The sequence below is a fragment of the Bifidobacterium miconisargentati genome, from assembly GCF_019331675.1.
Taxonomy (GTDB): Bacteria; Actinomycetota; Actinomycetes; order Actinomycetales; family Bifidobacteriaceae; genus Bifidobacterium; species Bifidobacterium miconisargentati.
Window position 1 is genome coordinate 15,550 of sequence record NZ_JAHBBJ010000019.1, and the last position, 22,784, is coordinate 38,333.

9 protein-coding genes are annotated in these 22,784 nt (G+C 62.9%); 8 read left to right on the plus strand and 1 reads right to left on the minus strand.

The window, feature by feature from the left end; all coding sequences use genetic code 11:
• Positions 1-125 precede the first annotated feature (125 nt).
• The 6 genes from KIH81_RS10595 (at position 126) to KIH81_RS10620 (ending at position 16,379) form a co-directional block, all read left to right on the plus strand.
• Positions 126-1,307 carry a glycosyltransferase family 2 protein gene (locus tag KIH81_RS10595; RefSeq protein WP_214305287.1) on the plus strand — a complete coding sequence of 394 codons (1,182 nt, stop codon included), beginning with the start codon at positions 126-128 and terminating at the stop codon, positions 1,305-1,307.
• Positions 1,308-1,779: 472 nt separating this feature from the next.
• A complete protein-coding gene (locus KIH81_RS10600) occupies positions 1,780-2,907 on the plus strand; it encodes an ABC transporter ATP-binding protein (RefSeq protein ID WP_109057808.1) in 1,128 nt (375 codons plus the stop codon).
• Positions 2,908-3,113: 206 nt separating this feature from the next.
• Positions 3,114-4,517, plus strand: a complete 1,404-nt coding sequence (locus KIH81_RS10605; protein ID WP_214305288.1) for a DUF4032 domain-containing protein — start codon at positions 3,114-3,116, stop codon at positions 4,515-4,517.
• Positions 4,518-4,933: 416 nt separating this feature from the next.
• A complete protein-coding gene (locus KIH81_RS10610) occupies positions 4,934-10,264 on the plus strand; it encodes a SpaA isopeptide-forming pilin-related protein (protein WP_214305289.1) in 5,331 nt (1,776 codons plus the stop codon).
• On the plus strand, positions 10,177-11,997 hold the full coding sequence (locus KIH81_RS12300) for a Cna B-type domain-containing protein (RefSeq protein WP_214305290.1): 1,821 nt from the start codon (positions 10,177-10,179) through the stop codon (positions 11,995-11,997). Before KIH81_RS10610 ends, KIH81_RS12300 begins: the two co-directional genes overlap by 88 nt.
• Entirely contained in the window at positions 11,994-16,379 is a 4,386-nt protein-coding gene (locus KIH81_RS10620; RefSeq protein WP_214305291.1) for an InlB B-repeat-containing protein, read from the plus strand. Before KIH81_RS12300 ends, KIH81_RS10620 begins: the two co-directional genes overlap by 4 nt.
• 501 nt (positions 16,380-16,880) lie before the next feature.
• Here the strand turns inward: KIH81_RS10620 and rlmB are convergent.
• The gene (gene rlmB, locus KIH81_RS10625) at positions 16,881-17,885 is read right to left on the minus strand and encodes a 23S rRNA (guanosine(2251)-2'-O)-methyltransferase RlmB (protein WP_214305292.1); all 1,005 of its coding nucleotides are present in this window, start codon (positions 17,883-17,885) and stop codon (positions 16,881-16,883) included.
• A gap of 59 nt (positions 17,886-17,944) precedes the next feature.
• Here rlmB and KIH81_RS10630 point away from each other — a divergent pair, with 59 nt between their 5' ends.
• Both KIH81_RS10630 and KIH81_RS10635 read left to right on the plus strand, forming a co-directional pair.
• The gene (locus tag KIH81_RS10630) at positions 17,945-19,330 is read left to right on the plus strand and encodes an MFS transporter (RefSeq protein WP_476695650.1); all 1,386 of its coding nucleotides are present in this window, start codon (positions 17,945-17,947) and stop codon (positions 19,328-19,330) included.
• A 227-nt stretch (positions 19,331-19,557) separates the two neighbouring features.
• On the plus strand, positions 19,558-22,554 hold the full coding sequence (locus tag KIH81_RS10635; RefSeq protein ID WP_214305293.1) for a cation-translocating P-type ATPase: 2,997 nt from the start codon (positions 19,558-19,560) through the stop codon (positions 22,552-22,554).
• Positions 22,555-22,784 lie beyond the last annotated feature (230 nt).

A 22,784-nucleotide genomic window follows, 5' to 3' on the forward strand; every position in this document is an offset into this window, starting at 1 on the left:
TTCTGCCGTGGGGCGCCCGTGGAATCGCCGAAGAGTCCCGTATGATGCGGCGGCCGTCCATCGACCCCGCCCGAATGCCGCCCGCGCTCTGGCGAACGTTCGCATCGTGGCGTTACGCTGGATATATGGAACATGATCCGTTGGTCAGCATCATCATCCCGGTGTACAAAGTCGAACGCTATCTTGACGAATGCGTGGCGAGCGTGACCGCGCAGACGTACCCCAACCTCGAGATCCTGCTGGTGGACGACGGCTCCCCGGACCGCTGTCCGGCCATGTGCGACGCCTGGGCCGCCAAGGACGGTCGCATCAAGGTCATCCACAAACCCAACGGAGGCCTGTCCGACGCGCGCAACGCCGGCATCGCCAAGGCCACCGGCGCGTACATCTATTTCGCCGACTCGGACGACACCGTGGCTCCCACGCTGGTCCAGGACTGCCTCGACGCCATGCGCGACTACGACGCGGACCTGGTGATGTTCCAGTTCGACACCATCTCCGAGAATGACAAGCCGCTGCTGTCCAGCTACCGCCACAACGACTACTCCGAAGTGCAGGTCCTGACCCCGGTCGAGGCCATCAAAAAGCAGGTCAAGGCCGAGATCGACGGCTATTTCTGGGCGTTCCTGGCCCCGGCCTCCACCTACCAGAACACCGGGTTCGCCTTTCCCGTGGGCCGCAAGATCGAGGACCTCTCCCGCATCTGCAACGTGATCGGTGAGGCCACGCGCGTGGTGCGTCTGCCCAAGGCCCTCTACCACTACCGCATGCGCGAAGGCTCCATCACCGCCAGCTGGGACCCGCAGCTCACCCGCGACTGGACCCGCGCCGCCGATGACCGCGAGGAGTACATCGTCCACCGATTCCCCGAGCTCAAGGGCTTCATGACCCTTCAGCAGCTCAACTTCTTCGCCAACCTCGACTACGAGACCATCCGTCAGTCGCTCATCGCCGGGCTCAAGATCGACCCCGAGGACGCGGACGCCCTGCGCCGTCGCATCGAGGGGCTCGCCAAGTCCGCCGACGAAGGCGACGAGCCCATTCCGGAGACCCTGCGCGAACTGCTGGGCCTGCTGAAGATGGGCGTCGCCCACCTCGCCGATGGCGCGGCCGGGGCCGCCGCGGCCAAACCCGCTGTCCTGCCTGACGACGATACCGATCCGACGCTGCTCGAACGATTCCGCGACATGCGCGAGGACTGGCGCCAGCTGCGCATCCAGCGCATCGAGGCCGCCGAGGAACGCCGTGACGAGCGCAAGGCCGAGCGTGAGGCCCACCGCAACGGCGTCACCTTCGAACAGGAGTGATTCATTTCGGCTCCCCTCTGTGAGGACATTGCCGTGAAGCAAACGGCGGAGCTGTTTGCAGGCAATGTGCGAGACGACAGTCGAGCCAACAAAATGCGAACGAAGTTCGTCCGCAATTACGGCTGAGCTGTCGGCGCAGCCGACTGAGGGGAGCCCAGACCGGTTGGTGTTTGTCGGCATCCGAGAGCCGACGAACACCCCGTTAGACACCCCACCGGGGATCGCCTGACACGCGACACGCGATGCGAAAGTTTTCGCGCGTCTGTCCTTGAGTTTGTACGAGGGCCGTGTATAGTGAGTGGTGGCTCAACGAAGAGAACCTTCACTGAACCAGGAAAAGTGAACGCTGAGGCTTGCAGTTCCCGGAAGCAATGTAGTAGATGGCTACGGTAGGTCGAAGCATAGTAATAACCACAAATCCCTTTACAACGGATCGTGAGGCACGTACCTGCCTCTGAAAGGATTAGTAATTATGGCAGAAGTCGTTTTCGACCACGTCACTCGTATCTACCCGGGCAACGATAAGCCCTCCGTGGATGATCTGAATCTTGATATCAAGGATGGCGAGTTCCTCGTCCTCGTCGGCCCTTCCGGCTGTGGTAAGTCCACCACCCTGCGCATGCTCGCCGGCCTGGAAGAGGTCAACAAGGGCCGCATCCTCATCGGTGGCAAGGACGTCACCACGATGCAGCCGAAGGACCGCGACATCGCAATGGTGTTCCAGAACTACGCTCTGTACCCGCACATGACCGTCGCGGACAACATGGGCTTCGCTCTGAAGATCGCCGGCACCCCGAAGGATGAGATCCGCAAGCGCGTCGAGAAGGCCGCTGAGATCCTCGACCTGACCGAGTACCTCGACCGCAAGCCGAAGGCTCTGTCCGGTGGTCAGCGTCAGCGTGTGGCCATGGGCCGTGCAATCGTCCGTGAGCCGAAGGTCTTCCTCATGGATGAGCCGCTGTCCAACCTCGACGCCAAGCTCCGTGTCCAGACCCGTACCCAGATCGCCGCTCTGCAGCGTCAGCTGGGTGTCACCACCCTGTACGTGACCCACGATCAGACCGAGGCTCTGACGATGGGCGATCGCATCGCCGTCATCAAGCTCGGCATCCTGCAGCAGGTCGGCGCCCCGACCGAGCTGTACGATCGCCCGGCCAACGTCTTCGTCGCCGGCTTCATCGGCTCCCCGTCGATGAACCTGAACACCCACCCGGTGGTCAACGGCAAGGCGAAGATCGGTGAGGACACCGTGGACCTGCCGGCTGAGGCCGTCAACAAGCTCACCCCGGAGGACAACAACCAGATCGTGGTCGGCTTCCGTCCTGAGGACGCTGGCCTGGCTCCGGCCGACGACCCGAACGCCTTCTCCCTGAAGGTCGTGAACGTCGAGGATCTGGGCTCCGATGGCTACATCTACGGCAACATCATCACCGATGGCTCCGCTGCCGAGGCCTCTCAGGTCATGTCCGACCAGAACAAGCTCACCACGATTCGTGTGAACCCGCGTGCGCTTCCGAAGGTCGGCGCCACCGTCAAGATCAAGATCGATCCGGCCAAGATGCACCTGTTCGCTCCGTCGACCGAGCTGCGTCTGAACTAGTCGATCGCCGGTCACGGCGTAGATACACTTGGCGAGGTCTAACCGCTTCGTCAACCATTAAACGAGGTTGTTCTCTTCCTCTCTTATGACCTCGTTGGAAAAGCCCCGCATAGCTGCGGGGCTTTTCTTGTATTGGCTGTGAATGTTGCAACCGTTCGCACCGCCGTTTGGCCCGGACATCCCCGATGCGCCGTAAAATCGAACACATGGAGTTGAACGAATTACCCCAGTTGGATCCGCGCGCGCTGAAGGCCACGTCTGTCAAAGCCGAAGACGAAAAGGTCGATTCCGGCGAGCCGCAAGCATTGAAGATCACCGCCGCCAGCTCGAACCCGAAGATGTTCACGCTGCCGTGGCACAAGCCCCTGGCCACCTGGCCCGAGGACCTGCTCGCCAACCTGCCGCGAGGCATCTCCCGCCACGTGGTGCGCTTCGTGCACGTGGGCGACGAGGTCTACGCCATGAAGGAGATCACCCGTCAGGTTGCCGAGCGCGAGTACGAGCTGCTGCGTCGCCTGCAGAAGCTCGACCTGCCCACCGTCCAGCCGATCGCCGTGGTCACCGGCCGTCGCAACCGCGAAGGCGAGCCGCTGGAGGCGATTCTGGTCACCAAACACCTCAAGTTCTCGCTGCCGTACCGTGCGCTGTTCGCCCGCAACCTGCGTCCGGACACCGCCGAACGACTCATCGACGCCCTTGCCGTGCTCATGGTCCGCCTGCACCTGGCCGGCTTCTACTGGGGCGATGTGTCCCTTTCGAACGTGTTGTTCCTGCGCGACGCTGACGCCTTCTCCGCCTTCCTGGTGGACGCCGAGACCGGTGATCTGCACGTGAACCTGACCGAAGGCCAGCGCGAATACGATATCGACCTGGCCCGCACCAACATCATCGGCGAACTCATGGATCTGGCCTCCGGTCGTCTCCTGCCGAGCGACATGGACGAGATCGAGGTCGGCAACCGCCTGGTGGACCGCTACCACTCGCTGTGGAGCGCCCTGACCGACACGGACAAGTTCGGCCCGGACGAGATGTGGAAGATCGAGCAGCGCGTCAACAAGCTCAACGAGCTCGGTTTCGACGTGGACGAGCTGGAGATGAAGACCGCCGAGGACGGCAAGCGCGTGCTGGTCCGCCCGCGCGTGGTGGACGCCGGCTACGCCTCCCGCAAGCTGCTGCGCCTGACCGGCCTGGACGTGCAGGAGAACCAGGCCCGCCGTCTGCTCAACGATCTCGACGCCTACCGCGCTTCCATGTGGCGTGACGACGAGGAGCTGGAAATCGTGGCCACGGACTGGATGCGCGAGGTCTACGAGCCCACCGTGCGCATGATTCCGCGCGAATACCGCTCGCAGATCGAGCCCGCCCAGTTCTTCCACGAGGTGCTCACCCACCGCTGGTTCCTGGCGGAGAAGGCCGGTCACGACGTGCCGATGGGCGAGGCCGTGAAGAGCTACATCGAGAACGTGCTCCCGCAGTACAAGCTCGACAAGAAGGATGTGGACGCCCTCAACGCCGAAGCCGACTCCGGCGTGGTGGACGACGAATACACCTACGGCGATGACGGCTACAACCCCGACGACGATCCGGATGCGGCGGTGTGGAGCCATTAAATGAAGGTACCTCGGCTCCCCTTGTCAGGGGAGCTGTCAACCGTGTCGGTTGACTGAGGGGTAGTAGAAGCAGCCAAAGGCCGCAAAATGCGGCCGTAGGCCGTCTGTACCCCCTGAAAGGGTGGTTGCCAACGTGCGGCCACCCTTTTTTGCCTTTATGCCGCAAACGTTTGCACTTGCAGTTTACTTTCATGAAAGTGATGCAAGAAAATCATTGACAAAAATGGCTTATTAGTTAAGTTCCTGAAGGGAATCACCATTTGGCAATCGTTTGCAAAAAGACTATGGCCTGACGTATTCTGAAATCTAGACGACTGAGTGGTATCAATCGATGACGTAGTGCCATGGTAGGAGAGAAGATGTTCGTTCAGAGCAGGCAATACCCCCGTTATCCGTTGTTGCGAACGTTGGCATCAATGCTTGTGGTGATTGCGATGCTGTTGGCCGCCGCAATCGTGGGCGTGCCGGTCGCGCAGGCTGCGAACACCTATGAAATCGGCAGCGAACAGGCCCCGGTCCTGAAGGACGACACGTCCATCACCATCAACGGCCGGCCGTACACCACCGGCATGAAGGTCAGCTACGGTGACGACGTCAAGATGAAGCTGTACTGGACCGTGCTGAACGGCAAGGACGGCATCAAGGAAGGCGACCAGTTCATCTACGACCTGCCGAAGGGCATCACGTTCAAGTCCGGCGAAACCTACACCATCTACGGCGAAGACGGCGGCGAGCGAGGCACCTTCACCGTCAACGGCAGCCGTATCGTGGCCACCTTCAACCGCTCCGACAACGGCTCCAACATCAAGGCATACGTCACCGTCAACGGCACGATCAACGAGGAATCGACCGGCGACAACAACGGCGGCAAAGCTAGCTTCGAATTCCCCGGCATCGGTCAACTCGAGGTCGACGTCAACGAAAAGCACAGCCTGTGGGCGCAGAAGAACGGTGCCATCTCCACCGACGACCCCAGCGTGTTCGACTTCGTCGTCGAAGTGCACTCGACCGGCTCCAACAAGAACGTCAAGCTCGAAGACTCGATGGGTGAACTGCTCACGTTGCAGGAGAAATCGCTCAAGCTGTACACGGACGCCAACTGCACACAGGAATACAAAGGCAAGTGGGAGTATGCAGACAACGCCGATCTTAAGGGATTCACAGCCAACATCGACCAGATGACCGATGGCCAGGTGCTCTATGCGCGCTACAGCGTGAAAATCGATCGCAAGGCCGTCGCTGACGCAGTCAAAAACAAGGAGTGGGATCTTGTTAACAACAAGGTCAAGTACTACAGCGACGATTCCACGAAAAGGAAGACCACTGAGCAGAGCATTTGGCTGAACAGCGGATGGTCCGTGAACAAGAACGGTCAAGCCGTCACTTCCAAGGACGCCAACGGTAAGGAGTCCACGGTGATCAACTGGACGATCACCGTGAACGCTGATCCGGAATCCGACGTAATGCCCAATGCGACGACGATCAAGGATGCGCTTGGCGCCAACCTCAAGGCTCCGACCGGCACCGTGAAGGTTGGATACACTGACGTGAACTGGCAGTACCACGAGACCACTCTCAACTGGAGCGATTTGGAAAACGGTACGGCAAAACTGCCGGACAACAACGGCAAGCCACATCGCCAGTACGTGATCACGTATTCCACCGAAGTCACGAAGCTGCCCGAGACTGGTAGCGGCGACAAGCTGACGTATAAGAACGACGTGACGGTCACGCCTGGTGATAACAGCGGCAAACTGCCCGGCAGTGGCACGGTGACAATTGGCAAGGACGCCGTGGACCTGAGCAAGAAGTACGCCGGCGACGCGACTGCGACAAAGACTCTTAAGTGGCTCACCACGTTCACCGCCAAGGAAGAGCTACCGGCCGGCAAGGTGCTGACTGATACTGTCGACGACGACGGCAAGGACCACACGAACGACAAGAACTATGTCAAGCCCAACTGGCAGGTGCTCGATCCGGATGCGAACAATATCAAGATCTATACCGATAGCAAGCTGACCAAGGAGTATGACGGTAGCGTCACCAAGACAGTCGCCGCGGATCGCAAGTCGTTCACGATCACTTTCAATGACAAGATCAACAAGGGCGACAAACTGTACATCTCGTACACGTCCTCCGTGCTTGATGGTGCGCCCACCGGCACCACGTTCTACAACACGGCCAGGTTCGTGAACAAGGAGGCTACCGACAGCCACGAGCCGGTGGTTGATAACATGGACAAGTCTGCGGGCGCGTCATACAACGATGACGGCAATGGCACGCCATTGAGCCGCAACATCATGCGTTGGCAGCTCAAGGTGCATGACATTCCGGACAACGCGCAGTCCGTGACTATTACCGATACGCTGTCCGACGGAAGCAACGGCCTCGGCGATCACAAGTACATTCCCGGCTCGATGGTAGCCAAGGACTCCAAGGGTAAAACTTACACCGGTGTGACCGTCACTGATAACGGCGACCATACACTCACGTTTGTCATCGCCAAGGATAGCCCGGCGTTCGCCAAGGCGCAGAGTGGTTCGCTGCTCATCCAGTACGACACCACGTATACGAATTTCAACGATGCGCTGAGTAAGGATCATTCGTACACGAACAGCGCTGTCATCCATATTGATGGTGAGGCTCAGCTGCACGATGACAGTAAGATCTGGGGAGGTCCCAGCAACCTGGTCGCCAAGAAGGGCGTGTACGACAAGAACACCGCGCCGTACATCAACTACACGGTGACCGTAAACCCCGGTGCTGCCACGCTCAACAAGGGCAATTCGCTTACGCTCACCGATACGCTCGGCGAGGCGCTCGCCCTGCGCATGGACAGCGTGACCATCACCGACAAGAACACCAAGGCCGAAGTGACCGGCGCGACGTATGCGTACGATCCGGACTCGCGGACGATCACGTTCACCGTGCCCGATTCGCGCGCGCTCACGATCACGTACAAGGCAGCCGTGCAGCTCAAGCCGGGGCAGAGCTTCAACAATCTGGGCAACAACACGATCGTGCTGAAGGGCTACGAGAACAACAAAGGTACGTCCAGCACCACGCAGACCGGCACGGTCCAGGAGGCGCAGGGCGGCGTCAGCTCTGATCTGTACTCGCTGCAGATCTACAAGTACGCCGACGGCGATGTCACCAAGCCGCTGAACGGCGCTCGATTCAAGGTCGAGCGGCTCAACGTGCCCATGACGCAGGACCAGAAGTGGACTTCGAAAGGTGTTGCCGAGACGGTGAGCGAGAGCCTGTCGTCCGGCACCACCGGTTACACTCCGGTCGTTGGTCTGCGCGCGGACCAGATCTACCGGGTCACCGAGACGCAGTCCCCTGAGGGATACGCCGGCGATACGACACTGTATGTCGTGTTTCCGGGTGGTGAACCCAGTGGACATGATGCGTCGTTCTATCGCGGCAAGACCGTAGGCGGCATTCCGCTGACCGTCGCCACGGCGGGCGCGACCAATACGACCCTGCAGTCCTACCTGTGGTCGGTGAACAACGTCAGTGACGTCACCGCCAAGATCGCGTTCAACAAGACCGACGAAAGCGGCATCGCCGTTCCCGGCGCGACGCTGGAACTCACCAAGTCCGGTGCCGCCGCTCCGATCAAGACATGGCCGACGACCAGCGACAAGGTGCAGATCGACGGCCTGACCCCGGGCACGTACACGCTCACCGAAACGCAGGCTCCGGCGGGCTACCAGACCGCCGCGCCGATCGTCATCGAAGTCACCAACAAGGGCGCGGTGCTGGTCAACGGCGTCGACGTGCGCGACAAGGACGGGGTCGGTCAGGTGACGATGGTCGATCATTCGGACGTCACGTCGATCCGCGCCCGCAAGAAGTGGAATGACGGCAACAACCAGGATGGCAAGCGTCAGCCGGCTCGATTCCAGCTGCAGAAGTCTGTGGGCGGTGGTGCGTGGACCAATGTTGGCCAGGCAAAGGTGATCAACGAGAGCACGCCGGAATCGCAGGCTGTGGTTGAATGGACCGATCTGCCGGTGCTCGAGGGCGGTAAGGAAGTCAAGTACCAGGTCATCGAAGTCAACGCGAACGAAGGCGACTACACGTCCGAAGACACCACCGCAACCGAATCGGACGGCGTGTCGACCACGACGTTCACCAACACGTACAAGCCGAAAACCGTCTCGGTGCCCGTCACCAAGAAGTGGAACGATGCGAACGACCAGGACGGGCTGCGCCCGCAGAACATCGAGGTGCAGCTGTACGCCAACGGCGTCGCGGTGCCCGGCAAGACGCTGAAGATCAAGGCCGACGACAACTGGAAGGGCACGTTCACCGACCTGCCGAAGTACGAGAACGGTGCGCTCATCACGTACACCGTGCAGGAGGTCAGCCCGACCGCCGGCTACACGGTGTCGACCAGCGGCAGTGCCAAGGATGGCATCACCATCACCAACACGCACTATCCGACCGACACGAAGATCCGCGTTTCCAAGCGCGACCTCGGCGGTGCGGAAATCGCCGGCGCGAAGATGGAGATCGACGGTACGGAAGACGAGAGCGGCAAGAAGGTCACTGAAACGTGGATCAGTGAGGCCGGCAAGTCGTATGAAGTCGAGCTCAAGCCCGGCTCCTACACGCTCACCGAGCTGAAGGCACCGAACGGCTACTACGTGGCCGACCCGATCAGCTTCAAAGTCGTGCGCAACAGCGACAACTCGCTGTCCGTCACGATCGACGGCAAGACCGCGGACGGCAACCTGATCGTCATGACCGATATCTACAAGCCGGTCGACGTCAAGGTATCCAAGGTGAGCCTGACCGACGGCGTGGGCGAGATCGCCGGCGCGACGCTCACCGTCACCGGCACCACGCTGGCGGGCGAGACGATCAACCCGATTCAATGGGTGTCCACCGGCAAGCCGTATGACATCACGCTCGTGCCCGGCACGTACAACCTGCACGAGGCAGAAGCCCCGTCCGGCTACCAGCCGGCGCGCGACATCGCGTTCACCGTGAACCTCGACGGCACGGTGACGGTCGACGGCAAGACCGACAAGAACAACACCGTCACCATGACCGACGAGCTCAACACCACCAACGTGACCGTCTCCAAGGTCGCCGTGGGCGGCGTGGCCGAACTCGCCGGTGCCGAGTTCGAACTGACCGGCGTCACGTTCGAAGGTGACGAGGGTCCGTTCAACAACAAGGGCTTCGATGTGCCGGCCGGCGTGATGGTTTCGACGGACGGCAAGATGCTCACGTGGACGTCTTCCGCGAACGGCCCGAAGACCTTCCAGCTGCCCAACGGCACGTACACGCTCACCGAGACCAAGGCCCCGAAAGGCTACGACGTGGCGTCCAAACCGATCACGTTCACTGTGGAGAACGGCAAGGTCGTGGTCGACGAGGTGGTCAGCAGCGGCAACCTGGTGCGCGTGGAGGATGCGGTCAAGTCGTACACGGCCGTGTCCGTCACCAAGCGCTGGGAGGACAACAACGACTCCGACAAATTGCGCGAGAACGTGAAGGTGACGGCCGTGCTGTACGCGAACGGCAAGGAGATGGAAGGCGAGGCCTACCATGTCGAGCTGAACAAGGACAACGGCTGGTCGCACGACTGGACTGGACTGGACTGGACGCCAAGGACAGCGAAGGCAACGAGATCACGTACACCGTGGGCGAGAAGACAGAAGGTGCCGACAAGGACAAGTACCACGCCTCGATCGTCAAGACGTCGAACGCCAACGGATACGCCGTCGTGATCTACAACATCCACCAGCCCGACTCGCGCAGCATCGACCTGACCAAGACGTGGGACGACGCCGACAATCAGGACGGCAAGCGGCCCGAGGCGATCCAGGTGACCGTGACCGGCACCAGCGAGCGTCCGAAGGACGGCGGTGCGGCCGGCAAGACGGAGAAGTACTCCGAAACCATGATCGTCACCACGCTCAAGGTCCCGGATAACGCCGACAAGAACACGTGGAAGTGGACGCTTGAGAACCTGCCGAAGAAGAACGTGTACGGCTACGAGTACACGTACTCCGTCAAGGAGACGCCGGTGGCCGGATACAACGACTTCGACGATTCCGGCGTGTGCACGGTGGATAAACCGACCGGTACGCAGTGCAACGTCACCTTCACGAAGACGCAGGCCGACGCCGACCACCCGAACGAGCAGTTCTCCATCACCAACACGCACAAGCCCGAAACCACGGCCGTGACCGTGAGCAAGGTGTGGGACGACGCCCAGGACTTCAACGGTCAACGCCCCAAGCAGGTGACCGTCTGGCTGCTCACCAGCCTGTGGGACCAGTCCAACGGCTGGCCCGAGCCGCAGGGTGATCAGTGCGCCGGTGACTTGGTCGGCGTGAGTTGCGCCGTGCTGACCGCTAAGAACAAGGCAACGACGGAAACCTCAGACGAGAGCAAGTCCGATACGGCCGACGGTGCCGATGCGGACACCGCCGGGTCCGAATCCACGCCGTCCAAGACCGAGCAGACTGGTTCCGAATCGACCGAGCAGTCCCAATCCGGCAAGACCGAGCAGTCCGGCACTGATCAGTCGGAGACCGCTCCGTCCGAGACCAGCCAGTCCGGCCAGTCCGCGTCCATGCAGTCCGAATCGTCCGATCAGCCCGCTGACGGCGACGCAACCGCAACGGACCAGACCGACACGGAGACGCCCGCCGGCGAATCGAACGAAACGGATAGCAAGTCCGATGCGACCAAGGCCGCAACGGCCGATACGTGGACGTACACGTTCAAGAACCTGCCGAAGTACCGCAACGGCAAGCTGCTGCGCTACTCCGTCACCGAGGAGGCCGTGGACGACTACACCGCGACGTTCGAGGACACCACGAAGTATCCGACGACGTCGGCCCCGTCCGAAGGCGGCGATACGGACACGTCGGCGACCCAAACGACGGCCGGCGAACCGGATGCGTACTCCTTCACGCTGAGCAACCGCAACGTGCCGGACAAGACCGACCTCAACGTGTACAAGGTGTGGAATGACAACAGCGACAAGGACAAGACCCGCCCCGGCTCCATCTGGGTGCGGCTCTACGAGAAGAACATCAGTAACACTGATTTCGTATTCGCTGATACCACGACCGGGCCAAAGATCACTAACGCCGACAACAGCAACCTGACCGCCGTTGGTGATCCGGTCGAATTGACCGCAGAGAACAAGTGGTCGTACACGTTCACCGGGATCAGCAAGCACAAGCAGTACGAGGTGCGCGAGGTCAACAAAGATGGCACTCCGGTCTCCGCCCTCGACGGCTACTACTCGCCAATCATCACCGGCAACCCAACCAAGGGCTACACCATCACCAACACCAGCCTGCCGATCCTACCGGAAGCCGGCGGTGAAGGCACGACCCGCATCCTGCTGCTCGGCATGACGCTCATCGCACTGTCCGGCGCGTTCTTCGGCCGCAAGGCGCTCGCCGCCGCAGGCAAGCGCAACAAGAAGGGAGATCTCCGATGACTCGGAATACCGCGATGCGCGGCCTGACCGCCTCCCGGTCCGCTGAGAAGCCGGCCCACCTGACCAGGCGGGCCAAGGCGACGATGGCCCGATCCTTCCGCAAGGGAGTGTCGAAGCTGTTCGCCATGATGCTGGGCGCGGCCATGACGCTCGGCGGCGCGGCCGCGACGACCGCCGCCGTCGCCGACGAGATGAACGCCAACGCCACGCAGCAGCAGGCTGCGGACAAGACCAGCACGACCATCGACCCGACCAAGGCCCAGTCCGACGTGACGATGATCGCATTCCAGCAGTCGTGGAACACCATCGCCAAGGAATGCAAGGCCACGTACGGGCCGGAAGGCGTCGGCTACGTGCAGATCTCCCCGCCCGAGGAGTCCGTGCAGGGCACCCAGTGGTGGACGGTCTACCAGCCGATCAGCTATTCGCTCAACTCGCGTTTCGGCACCGAATCCGAGCTGGAGAGCATGATCAAGACCTGCAACAGCGTGGGTGTGCAGATCATCGCCGACGTGGTGCTCAACCACACCTCCGGCCACGACGTCTCGTGGGTGGACGACCAGTACGGCGTGGCCGGCACCGCCTACAACGGCACGTACGGCCGCTATCCGGGCATCGGCATCTACCAGTACGAGGAAAGCGGCAACAACCACCAGTACGGCCTTGCCACGGGCGACTTCCACTCCTGCCGCACCAACATCGCCGACTACACCAACGCCGACGAAGTGCAGGACTGCCGTCTGTCGACCATGTGGGACATCAACACCGGCTCCAGCCGTGTGCAGACCATCCAGGCCGAATATCTCGCCAAGCTGTGGAACCTCGGCGTGCGCGGCTTCCGCATCGATTCCGCGAAGCACATCGACACGCTCGATTTGAAGGCCATCAAGGCGAAGCTTGCCCAGAAGATCGGCGTGAAGGCCGCTGACATCCCGTTCCAGCAGGAGGTCATCTACCACCAGGGCGAATCCCCGCTGCTCGCGCCGAAGAACTACACGACCAACGGCGACGTCACCGAATTCTCCTATTCGTACCAGCTGCGGCAGTACTTCAACGGCGACGTCTCCAACCTGAAGAACATCAGCAACGGACTGCTGCCGAGCAACAAGGCCACCGTGTTCGTGACCAACTGGGATACCGCACGCGGTTCCGAAACGCTCACCGTCGACTCCGGCTCACGCTACGAGCTTGCGAACGCTTTCATGCTCGCCTACGACTACGGCAAGCCGAAGCTCATCTCCGACTACTACTTCACCGACGCCAACTCCGACGCCGGCCCGAACGGCACCACGGACACGCATGTGACCGACGTCGACTTCGACGAGGCGTGCAAGACGAGCGGCACCCGCGAACAGGGCCAGTGGCTGTGCGAACAGCGCTGGGCGTCCGTGCGCGGCATGATCGGCTTCCACAACGCGGTGGCCGGCACTACGGTCGGTCGCTGGCAGGACAACGGCGCGAACAACATCGGCTTCGCCCGTCAGGACGCCAACGGCAACGACCAGGGCTTCATCGCCATCAACAACACGTTGCAGGAACATGAGGAAACGTATGAGACGAACCTGCCCGATGGCGAGTACTGCGACGTGTACACGTCCGGCAAGACCTGCAACAAGGTGACCGTGAAGGGCGGCAAGCTGAGCGTGACGATCGCCAAGCGCTCCGCCGTCGCGATCTACGCGGCCGCTGACAAGCCGGCTGATTGGGTTGGCTACGAGACCGCGGACACCGGTTACGACGATCAGGTCAACACCGACCGCATCGGCGACGATTCGGCCACGATCTACTACAAGCCCAGCTCCGACTGGGGCGACGACGTGTACATCCAGTACGCGATCGGCGACACGCTACTCAACGGCACGCCCGTGAAGATGGAGAAGGTCTCCGGCAGCGACGCGGCCTGCGAGGCGGCGGACGGCTGGTACAAGACCACCATCAAGGACGCCACGGCGAAGCGTCTCAAGTACCGGTTCACCAACGACCCGGCCGGTGCCGACAGCGCGCTGTGGGACTACCGCGACGGCTATTCGAACGCCGGCGGCTCCAAGCCGTACGAGAACGCGGTCGGCACGGCCATCACCGCGGTCGAGAACCACGACGAGACGATCGGCGTGCCGTTCGTGTGCGTCGCCTCGACCAAGACCACGTTCACCGTGCACTTCAAGGCCGCCAGCGACGCTCAGAAGCAGGCGACCGGCGTGGTCGTCTGGGGTACGGACGTGAACGGCAACCCGCTGGGCAAGACGTACCATGCGTTCGACAAGACCTCCGATTCGTGGGGCAAGCGCATGAGCACGACGCTGGGCGGCGACTTTACCACGGTGAACTACCGTATCGTCTCCGCTGAGGGCGGCTCGGTGGACGCTGATGCGGTCTCCGGCACGGAGAGTTCGTACACGGCTTCCGTGATCGACAAGAAGGAAGGCAGCGTGGTCGCCAAGGTGCGCGGCTCCATCGAAGCATGGGCCGACGGTTCCGACGGCAAGTCGTACGACTCGTCCGAAGAATCGCGCAACCCGGCCTCCGTGCCCACGCCGAACGACGTGAAGAACCCGAAGCAGCTCAACGTGATCGTGCACTACATGCGAGCCGACGGCAACTACCAGGAGTACGACCTCGACACGGACGCCTGGAAGGGCTGGGATCTGTGGACATGGTCGGGTGAGCAGTCCGGCTCCCCGGTCTCGTTCACCGAGCATGACGATTACGGCATGATCGCGCGCTACACGCTTGACCAGCCGACCAAGGGCAACCGCACGCCCGAGTTCGTCCTGCGCCAGGGCGGTGATTCGTGGATGAGCAAGGATCCGGACGGCAACGACCGACTGATCCCCGAGTCCGCGATTCAGGTCGCGGCCGGCCAGACGGAGACCGGTACGGCCGAGATCTGGCTGGTGAGCGGCGATCCGACGATCTACACGTACCGTCCGTCGGTGCTCGGCGTGACGTTCGAGACCGGTTTCGATTGGAACGTCAGCCCGCAGGCCGTGGTCTACGGCGGCACGGTCCGCCCGATCGCCGACAACCAGGTGCCGAAGCGCGAGGGGTACATCCTCACCGGTTGGACCACCGACGCGGACGGCAAGGAGCCGTTCACGATCGGCGAGGGCGGCACTCCGGTGACCGAACGTCTCAAGCTGTGGGCCCAGTACGAGAAGGCGAACGTGGTCAAGTTCGATACGGGCATCGACTGGAACGTCTCGTCGCAGACCGTGAGGACCGGTGGAACCGTGGCTCCGATCGCCGCCAACCAGGTGCCGCGCCGCGACGGCTACGACCTGCTCGGCTGGAGCACTGAGAAGGGAGCGACGGAACCGAAATTCACGATCGGTGACGGCGGCACCCCGGTGAACGGTGACATCACGCTGTACGCGGTGTGGAAGATCAAGCAGTACACGGTGACGTTCGTGACCGGCGAGGGTGGTTCGGATATCGCGCAGCAGACCGTCAATCACGGCGATGCGGTCACGCGGCCGGCCGATCCGACGATGGCGGGCAAGACGTTCGTCGGCTGGACGACGGACGCGGACGGCAAGACGCCGTACGTGTTCGGCTCGGCGGTGACCGGCGACCTGACGCTGTACGCCAAGTGGGATGACGAGCCGTCCGCGAAGTACTACCTGGTGACGTTCCACCGCAACGACGGCACGACCGGCGCCGACGAGGCCACGGCGATGTACGTCAAGTCCGGCGAGAAGCTGACCGCGCCTACGCTGACCCGCGACGGGTACCGTCTGACCGGCTGGTACACGGCCGCGGACGGCAGCGGCACGGCGTACGACTTCGCGACGGGCGTGACCGGCGATCTGACGCTGTACGCGCATTGGGTGCGGGCTTGGAAGGTGACGTTCGACCTCAACTACGAGGGCGCTCCGGCTGCCGGTGAGGACGGTTCGGTGCCCGCGCAGATGGTGGACGATGGCGCGAACGCTTACGTTGCGGAGCCTTCGCCCAAGCCGGCCCGTGAGGGGTACACGTTTGAGGGATGGTATGCGGATACCGAGCTGAGCACGAAGTTCGTGTTCAAGGGCAGCAAGGACGAGGAGCCTTCGCTGGTGACGGCCGACATCACCCTCTATGCCAAGTGGGTGAAGGAAGGCAGGAAGTGGACGATTACGTTCAAGACCAATGCGGGCGACCTTTCTGAAGTGTTTGCCACGCAGACAGTGCCGGACGGCGAGTACCTGACCAAGCCGAAGACCAAGCTGACCCGCGAGGGCTACACCTTCCAGGGTTGGACCACCGTGCGTAACGACGCCTTCGCCTCGAACAAGAACGGTACGTTCTCGGGCGGCAGCGCCTTCGGCTTCGACACCGACGGCAAGAGCCTCATCCCGATCGACCGCAACGGCACCCTCTACGCCCTCTGGTCCAAGGACTGATAACTGAATAACGAACACAGCAGGCCGGTACCGTGAAGCCCTCAAGGCCATCACGGTACCGGCCTGTTCGCTATTCGCCGTTACACCAGGATTGACACCCGTATTCTCGGCTCCCCTTGAAGGACATCGCCTACAAACAGCTCTGCTGTTTGCTTCACGGCGATGTCCTGACAAGGGGAGCCAAGAATAGGGGGACATGTCAATCTTGGTTTATATAGATTCGAGTCGGCGCCTGTCTCAAACCGGCGCTAAGTATGCGGCTCGACCATGCCCTCGCATACATAGTGTGGGTTTGGACGTGCGAAACGACACTAAGTATGCGGGCCCTTCGTTCAGCCGCATACATAGTGTGGGTTTGGGCTCTCAAACGCCATGAGGGCTTCCGTGCCCAATATGTGTCATAGAAAACAAGTGAGGCGGCTCTCCCCCTTGGTATGGGGAGAGCCGCCTCACTTATGTCAATCGGCTGAATCGGCCGTCAAGCCGTCACTTCAGTATCCGTCACTTCGCTGCCTCAGCCGCGCCGGCCTTGCGGCGGGCGTTGGCCACGGCGTACAGGCTGATGCCCGCCGCCACGGAGGCGTTGAGCGATTCCACGGACGAGCTGATCGGGATGCCGGCGATGGCGTCGCACGCCTCGCGCACCAGACGGCTCAGGCCGCTACCCTCGGAGCCCAGCACCACCACGAGCGGATCGGTCTCGAAACCGGTCTCGCCCACGAGCTTGTCGCCGCCGCCGTCGAGGCCCACCACGTAGTAGCCGCGCTCCTTCAAGCCCTCGATCGCCTTGTTGAGGTTCACCACGCGGGCCACCGGCATGTGCGCGGCGGCACCGGCGGACACCTTCCAAGCCGCGGCGGTCACGGAAGCGGAACGACGCTCCGGCAGAATCACGCCGTTGGCACCGAACGCGGCCGCCGAACGGATCACGGCGCCCAGGTTCTGCGGATCGGTCACGCCGTCGAGCGCGATGAACAGCGGTCGGGCGGCGATGCGCGCGGCCGCCGAGTTCGCGGCCTCCATCGCCTTCGCCTTCTTCTCCGCACGGTCGGCCAGCGAGGCCAGCGAGGAGTACTCGAACGGGTTGACCTTGAGAATCACGCCCTGATGGTTGCCGGAGCGGGCGATGCGGTCCATCTCCAGACGGTCGGCCTCCATCATGTGCAGACCGGACGTGCCCGCCAGCTTCACGATCTCGCGCGTGCGGTCGTCATGCTCGATGCGGGACATGATGTACAGCGTGGAGCTCGGCACGCCCACGCGCAGCGCCTCCAGCACGGAGTTGCGGCCGAACACCAGATCGGAGGTGTCCGCGGAGGCGAACTTGTCCACGCGCCTGCGGGCCGCGAGACGCGGATCGGCCATCTTACGGCGATCAGCCGCCTTCTTGGCCGCGTAGGCCTTGTGATAGACGCGGTCCTCGGCCTTCGGAGTGGGGCCGTGACCCTTCAGTTTGTTACGATGCTTGCCACCCGACCCCTTGGTCGGTCCTTTCTTAATAGCCATAGGTGCCATTCTCCCAGCACCCCAGCCCAAGCGTGCCGGGTGTTGCTAAGGTATTGAGCGTGAAGCAGCAGCGCATGATATTCGGACTGCCCCTGGTGTATTGGGGCTTGTGGCTGGCGATTCTGATCCTGTGGATGGGCCGGTTCGTCACCTCATTCCTCTCCATCTACCTGGTCTCCGCGCTGCACATCAACGAAGGCGTGGTGGGCGCGGTCGTCTCCATGTACGGCTTCGGCTCGATCATCGGCTGCCTGTTCGGCGGCACGCTCTCCGACCGTTTCGGCCGTCAATCCATGATCATCATCGGCGAGATCGGCGCGGCCATCGCCCTGCTCGTGGTCTCCGCGCTCACCGCACCGGTGGCCATCGGCGCCGCCCTGTTCGTCTACGGCGCGTTCGCCTCGCTGCCCAGCCCCGCCATCGCCGCGTACATCGCGGACGTGGTGCCCGTCAAACGCCAGCAGCGCGCCTACGTGCTGCAATCGTGGGCAATCAACTTCGGGTACGCGATCGGCCCGATCGTGGCGAACCAGCTCGTCAAGGTCTCGTATTCGCTGATGTTCTACGTCGAGGCTGCGGTGATGGTGGCCGTCACCGTGCTGCTGATCGCCTTCTTCCGCGAGGTGCGGCACCTCGGCATCACCGCGCCCGGTCCGTCCGGTGCCGTACGTGCGGCCACTGCCGGTGCGGATGGCAAGGACGGTGGCGACGGTGCGGCGAACGTGGGCATCGCCGGTGACGGTGACACGACCAACAGTGGCGACAGGGCCACCGCCGACGTGACTGCCACCTCTTCCGATCCCGGTACTGCCAAGCCAGCCGCCCCGTCCCTGCGCGACAACTGGCGCCGCGTCCTGACCGACGTACCCTTCCTCGCCTTCTCCGTGCTGATGTTCGGCTACTATCTCGTCTACTTCCAGTCGACCTCCGGCCTGCCCATCGCCATGACCGATCTCGGCTTGGGGCTGGGGGAGTACTCGGTGCTGCTCACCATCAACGGTTTCATGCTGTGCGCGCTGCAGATCCCCGCCATGAAACTGTTCGCGCGCATGGGCAACTCGCGCGTGCTCGTCGTGGGCCTCGCCGTCACGGTCGTGGGATACGCGGTGCAGATCGTGGCCCATTCCTGGGCCGGATTCGCGCTCGCCGTGGTGCTCTGGACACTCGGCGAACTGGGCACGTTCCCCATCGCCACCACCACCGTGGCCGCCATGGCCCCGGCCTCCGCGCGCGGCACTTACCAAGGCGTCTACAACGTGATCTGGTCCGTCTCCATCGCGCTGGCGCCGCTCGTGGGCGGCTGGACCATCAGCGGCTTCGGCGGCCGCACGCTGTGGATCGCCTGCACGCTCGTGCTCATCGCCGTCACCATCGGCCTGCGACTGACCAAATCCTCCCGCGACCGTGCCATCGCCCGCAATCTCCAGGACCAGCTCGCCGGCTGAGCCGCACGTCCACGCCGGCCGCATCGGCCATGCGGGGATAACCATACAAAACGCCATTACGCTGTGCGCCAAGCGCGCCGCGCAGTTATGGAATAATGGCAATCGTATGCATCGGCAGCAGTTGCGTCGATGCCCATAACCGCGCAGTCCTTGCGTGGCGGCCGGGAGAGAAAACCCGGCAAAGGCCGCAGGACTGACTACTCCGCGGCTATACCAAGGAGAACAGTATGGTTGATCGCCTGAAGGATCAATCCGAACAGTCCGCGACCGCAACGCAAGAGGTCCCGGAATCAGAAGAAGTGCGCGCCCAGAAAGCGCTGTTGGGGGATACGGATCCCAGCCTGACCAGTGCCGCCGATGTGGCCAAAGCCCTGAATGTGGACCCAAGCCGGGGCCTGAGCGAGGAGGAGGCCAAGCGCCGCCTCGCCAAATTCGGACCGAACGAGCTCGCCAGCGCGCCGCCCGTGCCCAAATGGAAGAAGTTCCTGGCCCAGTTCCAGGATCCGCTGGTCTATCTGCTCCTCGCGGCCACCGTCATCTCGGTCATCGCCTGGTTCATCGAGAAGGCCAACGCCCACCCGGGAGCCGAAGGCGGTGAGGCGCTGCCGTTCGACGCCATCGTCATCGTCCTCATCCTCATCGTCAACGCCGTGCTCGGCTACATCCAGGAGGCCAAGGCGGAAGCCGCGGTCGAGGCGCTCGCGCAGATGACCGCCCCGCAGACCTCCGTGCTGCGCGACGGCAAGGTGCAGCGCATCAACACCGCGGACGTGGTCCCCGGCGACATCATCGTCCTCGCCGAAGGCGACTCGGTCTCCGCGGACGGCCGACTGGTCAACGCCGCGAGCCTGCGTATCGCCGAGGCCTCGCTGACCGGCGAATCCGTGCCGGTGGGCAAGAAGCCAGACACCCTGGAATCCGCCAAGGCCCTGGGCGACCGCGCCAACATGATCTTCAACGGCACCTCCGTCACGCAGGGCACCGGCCGTGCCATCGTGACCGGCACCGGCATGAACACGCAGGTCGGCAAGATCGCGGACATGCTCTCCGCCACCGAGGACGAGAAGACCCCGCTGCAGAAGGAGATGGACTACGTCTCCAAGATCCTCGGCATAGCCGTGTGCATCATCGCCGTGGTGGTGCTCGCGGCGCTCGCCGTGCTGGAAGGCTTCAACGACACGCAGGACGTCATCGACTCCCTGCTGCTCGCCGTCTCGCTGGCCGTGGCCGCCGTGCCGGAAGGCCTGGCCGCCATCCTCACCGTGGTACTGGCCCTCGGCGTGCAGCGCATGGCCGCCCACAACGCCATCGTCAAGAAGCTGCATTCGGTCGAGACCCTCGGCTCCGCATCCGTGATCTGCTCGGACAAGACCGGCACCCTGACCCGCAACGAGATGACCGTCGAACGTGTGGTCACCCCGTCCGGCGAGGTGCAGATCACCGGCACCGGCTACGCTCCGGAAGGCCGCATGGTCATGACCGGCGGCGTCTCGCCCGAATCGGGCGAGGCCCGCACCATCGCGGACGAGGTCGTCGCCACGCTCGCCGCCGGCGCGCTGGCCAACGACGGCGAACTGCGGCAGGACGCCAACGGTCGCTGGGAGATCGTGGGCGACCCCACCGAAGTCTCCCTCATCGTGGCCGCCCGCAAGGTCAAGGCCGATCGCAAGGCCGAACGCTTCACCCGCGTGGCCGAGATCCCGTTCACTTCCGAACGCAAGCGCATGTCCATCATCGCCAAGGACGACACCGATTCCGGCAAGCTCACCGTGTTCGCCAAGGGCGCGCCCGACGTGCTCCTGAGCTACTGCTCGCGCATCCGCGTGGGCGGTCACGTGCGCAAGCTCACCGAAGGCGACCGCCAGTCCATCCTGTCGACCGTGGAGCGCCTCTCCTCCGAGGCCTACCGCACGCTGGGCCAGGCCTGCCGCCCGCTGGAGACCAGCAGTCTGGCCGATGTGCCCGGCGTGACCGTCAACGCCGCCGGACAGGTGGCGGACATCGCCGACCAGTCCGAGGCCATCGAAACCGACCTCATCTGGAACGGCATGGTCGGCATCATTGACCCGCCGCGCACCGAGGTCCGCGACTCCGTGGCCGAGGCGCACCGCGCCGGCATCCGCACGGTGATGATCACCGGCGACCACCCGCTCACCGCGGCCCGTATCGCCTCCGACCTCGGCATCATCGCCAAGGACGGTAAGGCCTTGACCGGCGACCAGCTGGACGCCCTGCCCGACGAGGCCGCGCTCGACAAGGCCACCGCGGACGTGTCTGTGTACGCCCGAGTCGCCCCCGAGCACAAGCTCAAGATCGTCGAGTCCCTGCAGCGCCAGGGCAACATCGTGGCTATGACCGGCGACGGCGTGAACGACGCCCCGGCCGTCAAGTCTGCGGACATCGGCGTGGCCATGGGCATCACCGGCACCGAGGTGACCAAGCAGAGCGCCAAGATGATCCTGGCGGACGACAACTTCTCCACCATCGTGGCCGCCGTGCGCGAGGGTCGCGTGATCTTCGACAACATCCGCAAGTTCCTGCGCTACCTGCTGAGCTCCAACGTGGGTGAGGTGTTCACCGTGTTCTTCGGCGTGGTACTGGCCGGCTTCCTCGGCATCCGACAGCCGGAGACCGTGGGCGTGACCGTGCCGCTGCTTGCCACGCAGCTGCTGTGGATCAACCTCCTGACCGACGCCGCGCCGGCGCTGGCCATGGGCGTGGACCCGCAGACCGACGACGTGATGAGCCGCCGCCCGCGCAAGGTGACCGACCGTGTGATCGACGCCTCCATGTGGGGCGACATCATCTACATCGGCGTGATCATGGCCGTCGTGACGCTGATCGGCATGGACATGCACCTCGCCGGCGGTCTGTTCACCGACCGTTCGGTGGACGCGCTCGGCCACGAGGCTCAGATGACCGAGGCCCGCACCATGGGCTTCACGATCCTGGTGTTCGCCCAGCTGTTCAACGCGCTGGCCTCCCGCTCCCACCTGCAGTCCGCGTTCGTGGGCCTGTTCTCGAACAAGTGGCTGTGGGGCGCGATCGGCCTGTCCGTGGTGCTGCAGCTCGTGGTGATCTACGTGCCGTTCCTCAACTCCGCGTTCGGCACCACGCCGCTCGGCGCGATGGCGTGGCTCGAATGTATCGGTTTGGCGGCATTTGTGCTTGTCGCTTCCGAGTTGCGCAAGATTGTGCTAAGAATAATGGCTAAGCGCCAATAACGCCTGAATTCTTCTAATCCTAGGGACAAAAACCAACGGCCCGGACCCTCAATTGCGAAGGTCCGGGCCGTTGCACATGTGTTCGGCGGGTGTTGCGGGGGCACATGATGTAGGGAAAGTCCCATGATGTAGGGATGCGATTTTCGGTTTTGGCGGAATAGAGCCGTTTTGCGACCCTGCATCATGGGAATTTCCCTACATCATGGGGAATCCCCTACACCATGTGGCGG

Excerpts from the sequence above, each read along its gene's own strand:
- KIH81_RS10595 (WP_214305287.1), top strand. The coding sequence starts at position 126 with ATGGAACATGATCCGTTGGTCAGCATCATCATCCCGGTGTACAAAGTC.
- KIH81_RS10605 (WP_214305288.1), top strand. The coding sequence starts at position 3,114 with ATGGAGTTGAACGAATTACCCCAGTTGGATCCGCGCGCGCTGAAGGCC.
- KIH81_RS10635 (WP_214305293.1), top strand. The coding sequence starts at position 19,558 with ATGGTTGATCGCCTGAAGGATCAATCCGAACAGTCCGCGACCGCAACG.
- KIH81_RS10610 (WP_214305289.1), top strand. The coding sequence starts at position 4,934 with ATGCTTGTGGTGATTGCGATGCTGTTGGCCGCCGCAATCGTGGGCGTG.
- KIH81_RS10620 (WP_214305291.1), top strand. The coding sequence starts at position 11,994 with ATGACTCGGAATACCGCGATGCGCGGCCTGACCGCCTCCCGGTCCGCT.
- rlmB (WP_214305292.1), bottom strand. The coding sequence starts at position 17,885 with ATGGCTATTAAGAAAGGACCGACCAAGGGGTCGGGTGGCAAGCATCGT.
- KIH81_RS10600 (WP_109057808.1), top strand. The coding sequence starts at position 1,780 with ATGGCAGAAGTCGTTTTCGACCACGTCACTCGTATCTACCCGGGCAAC.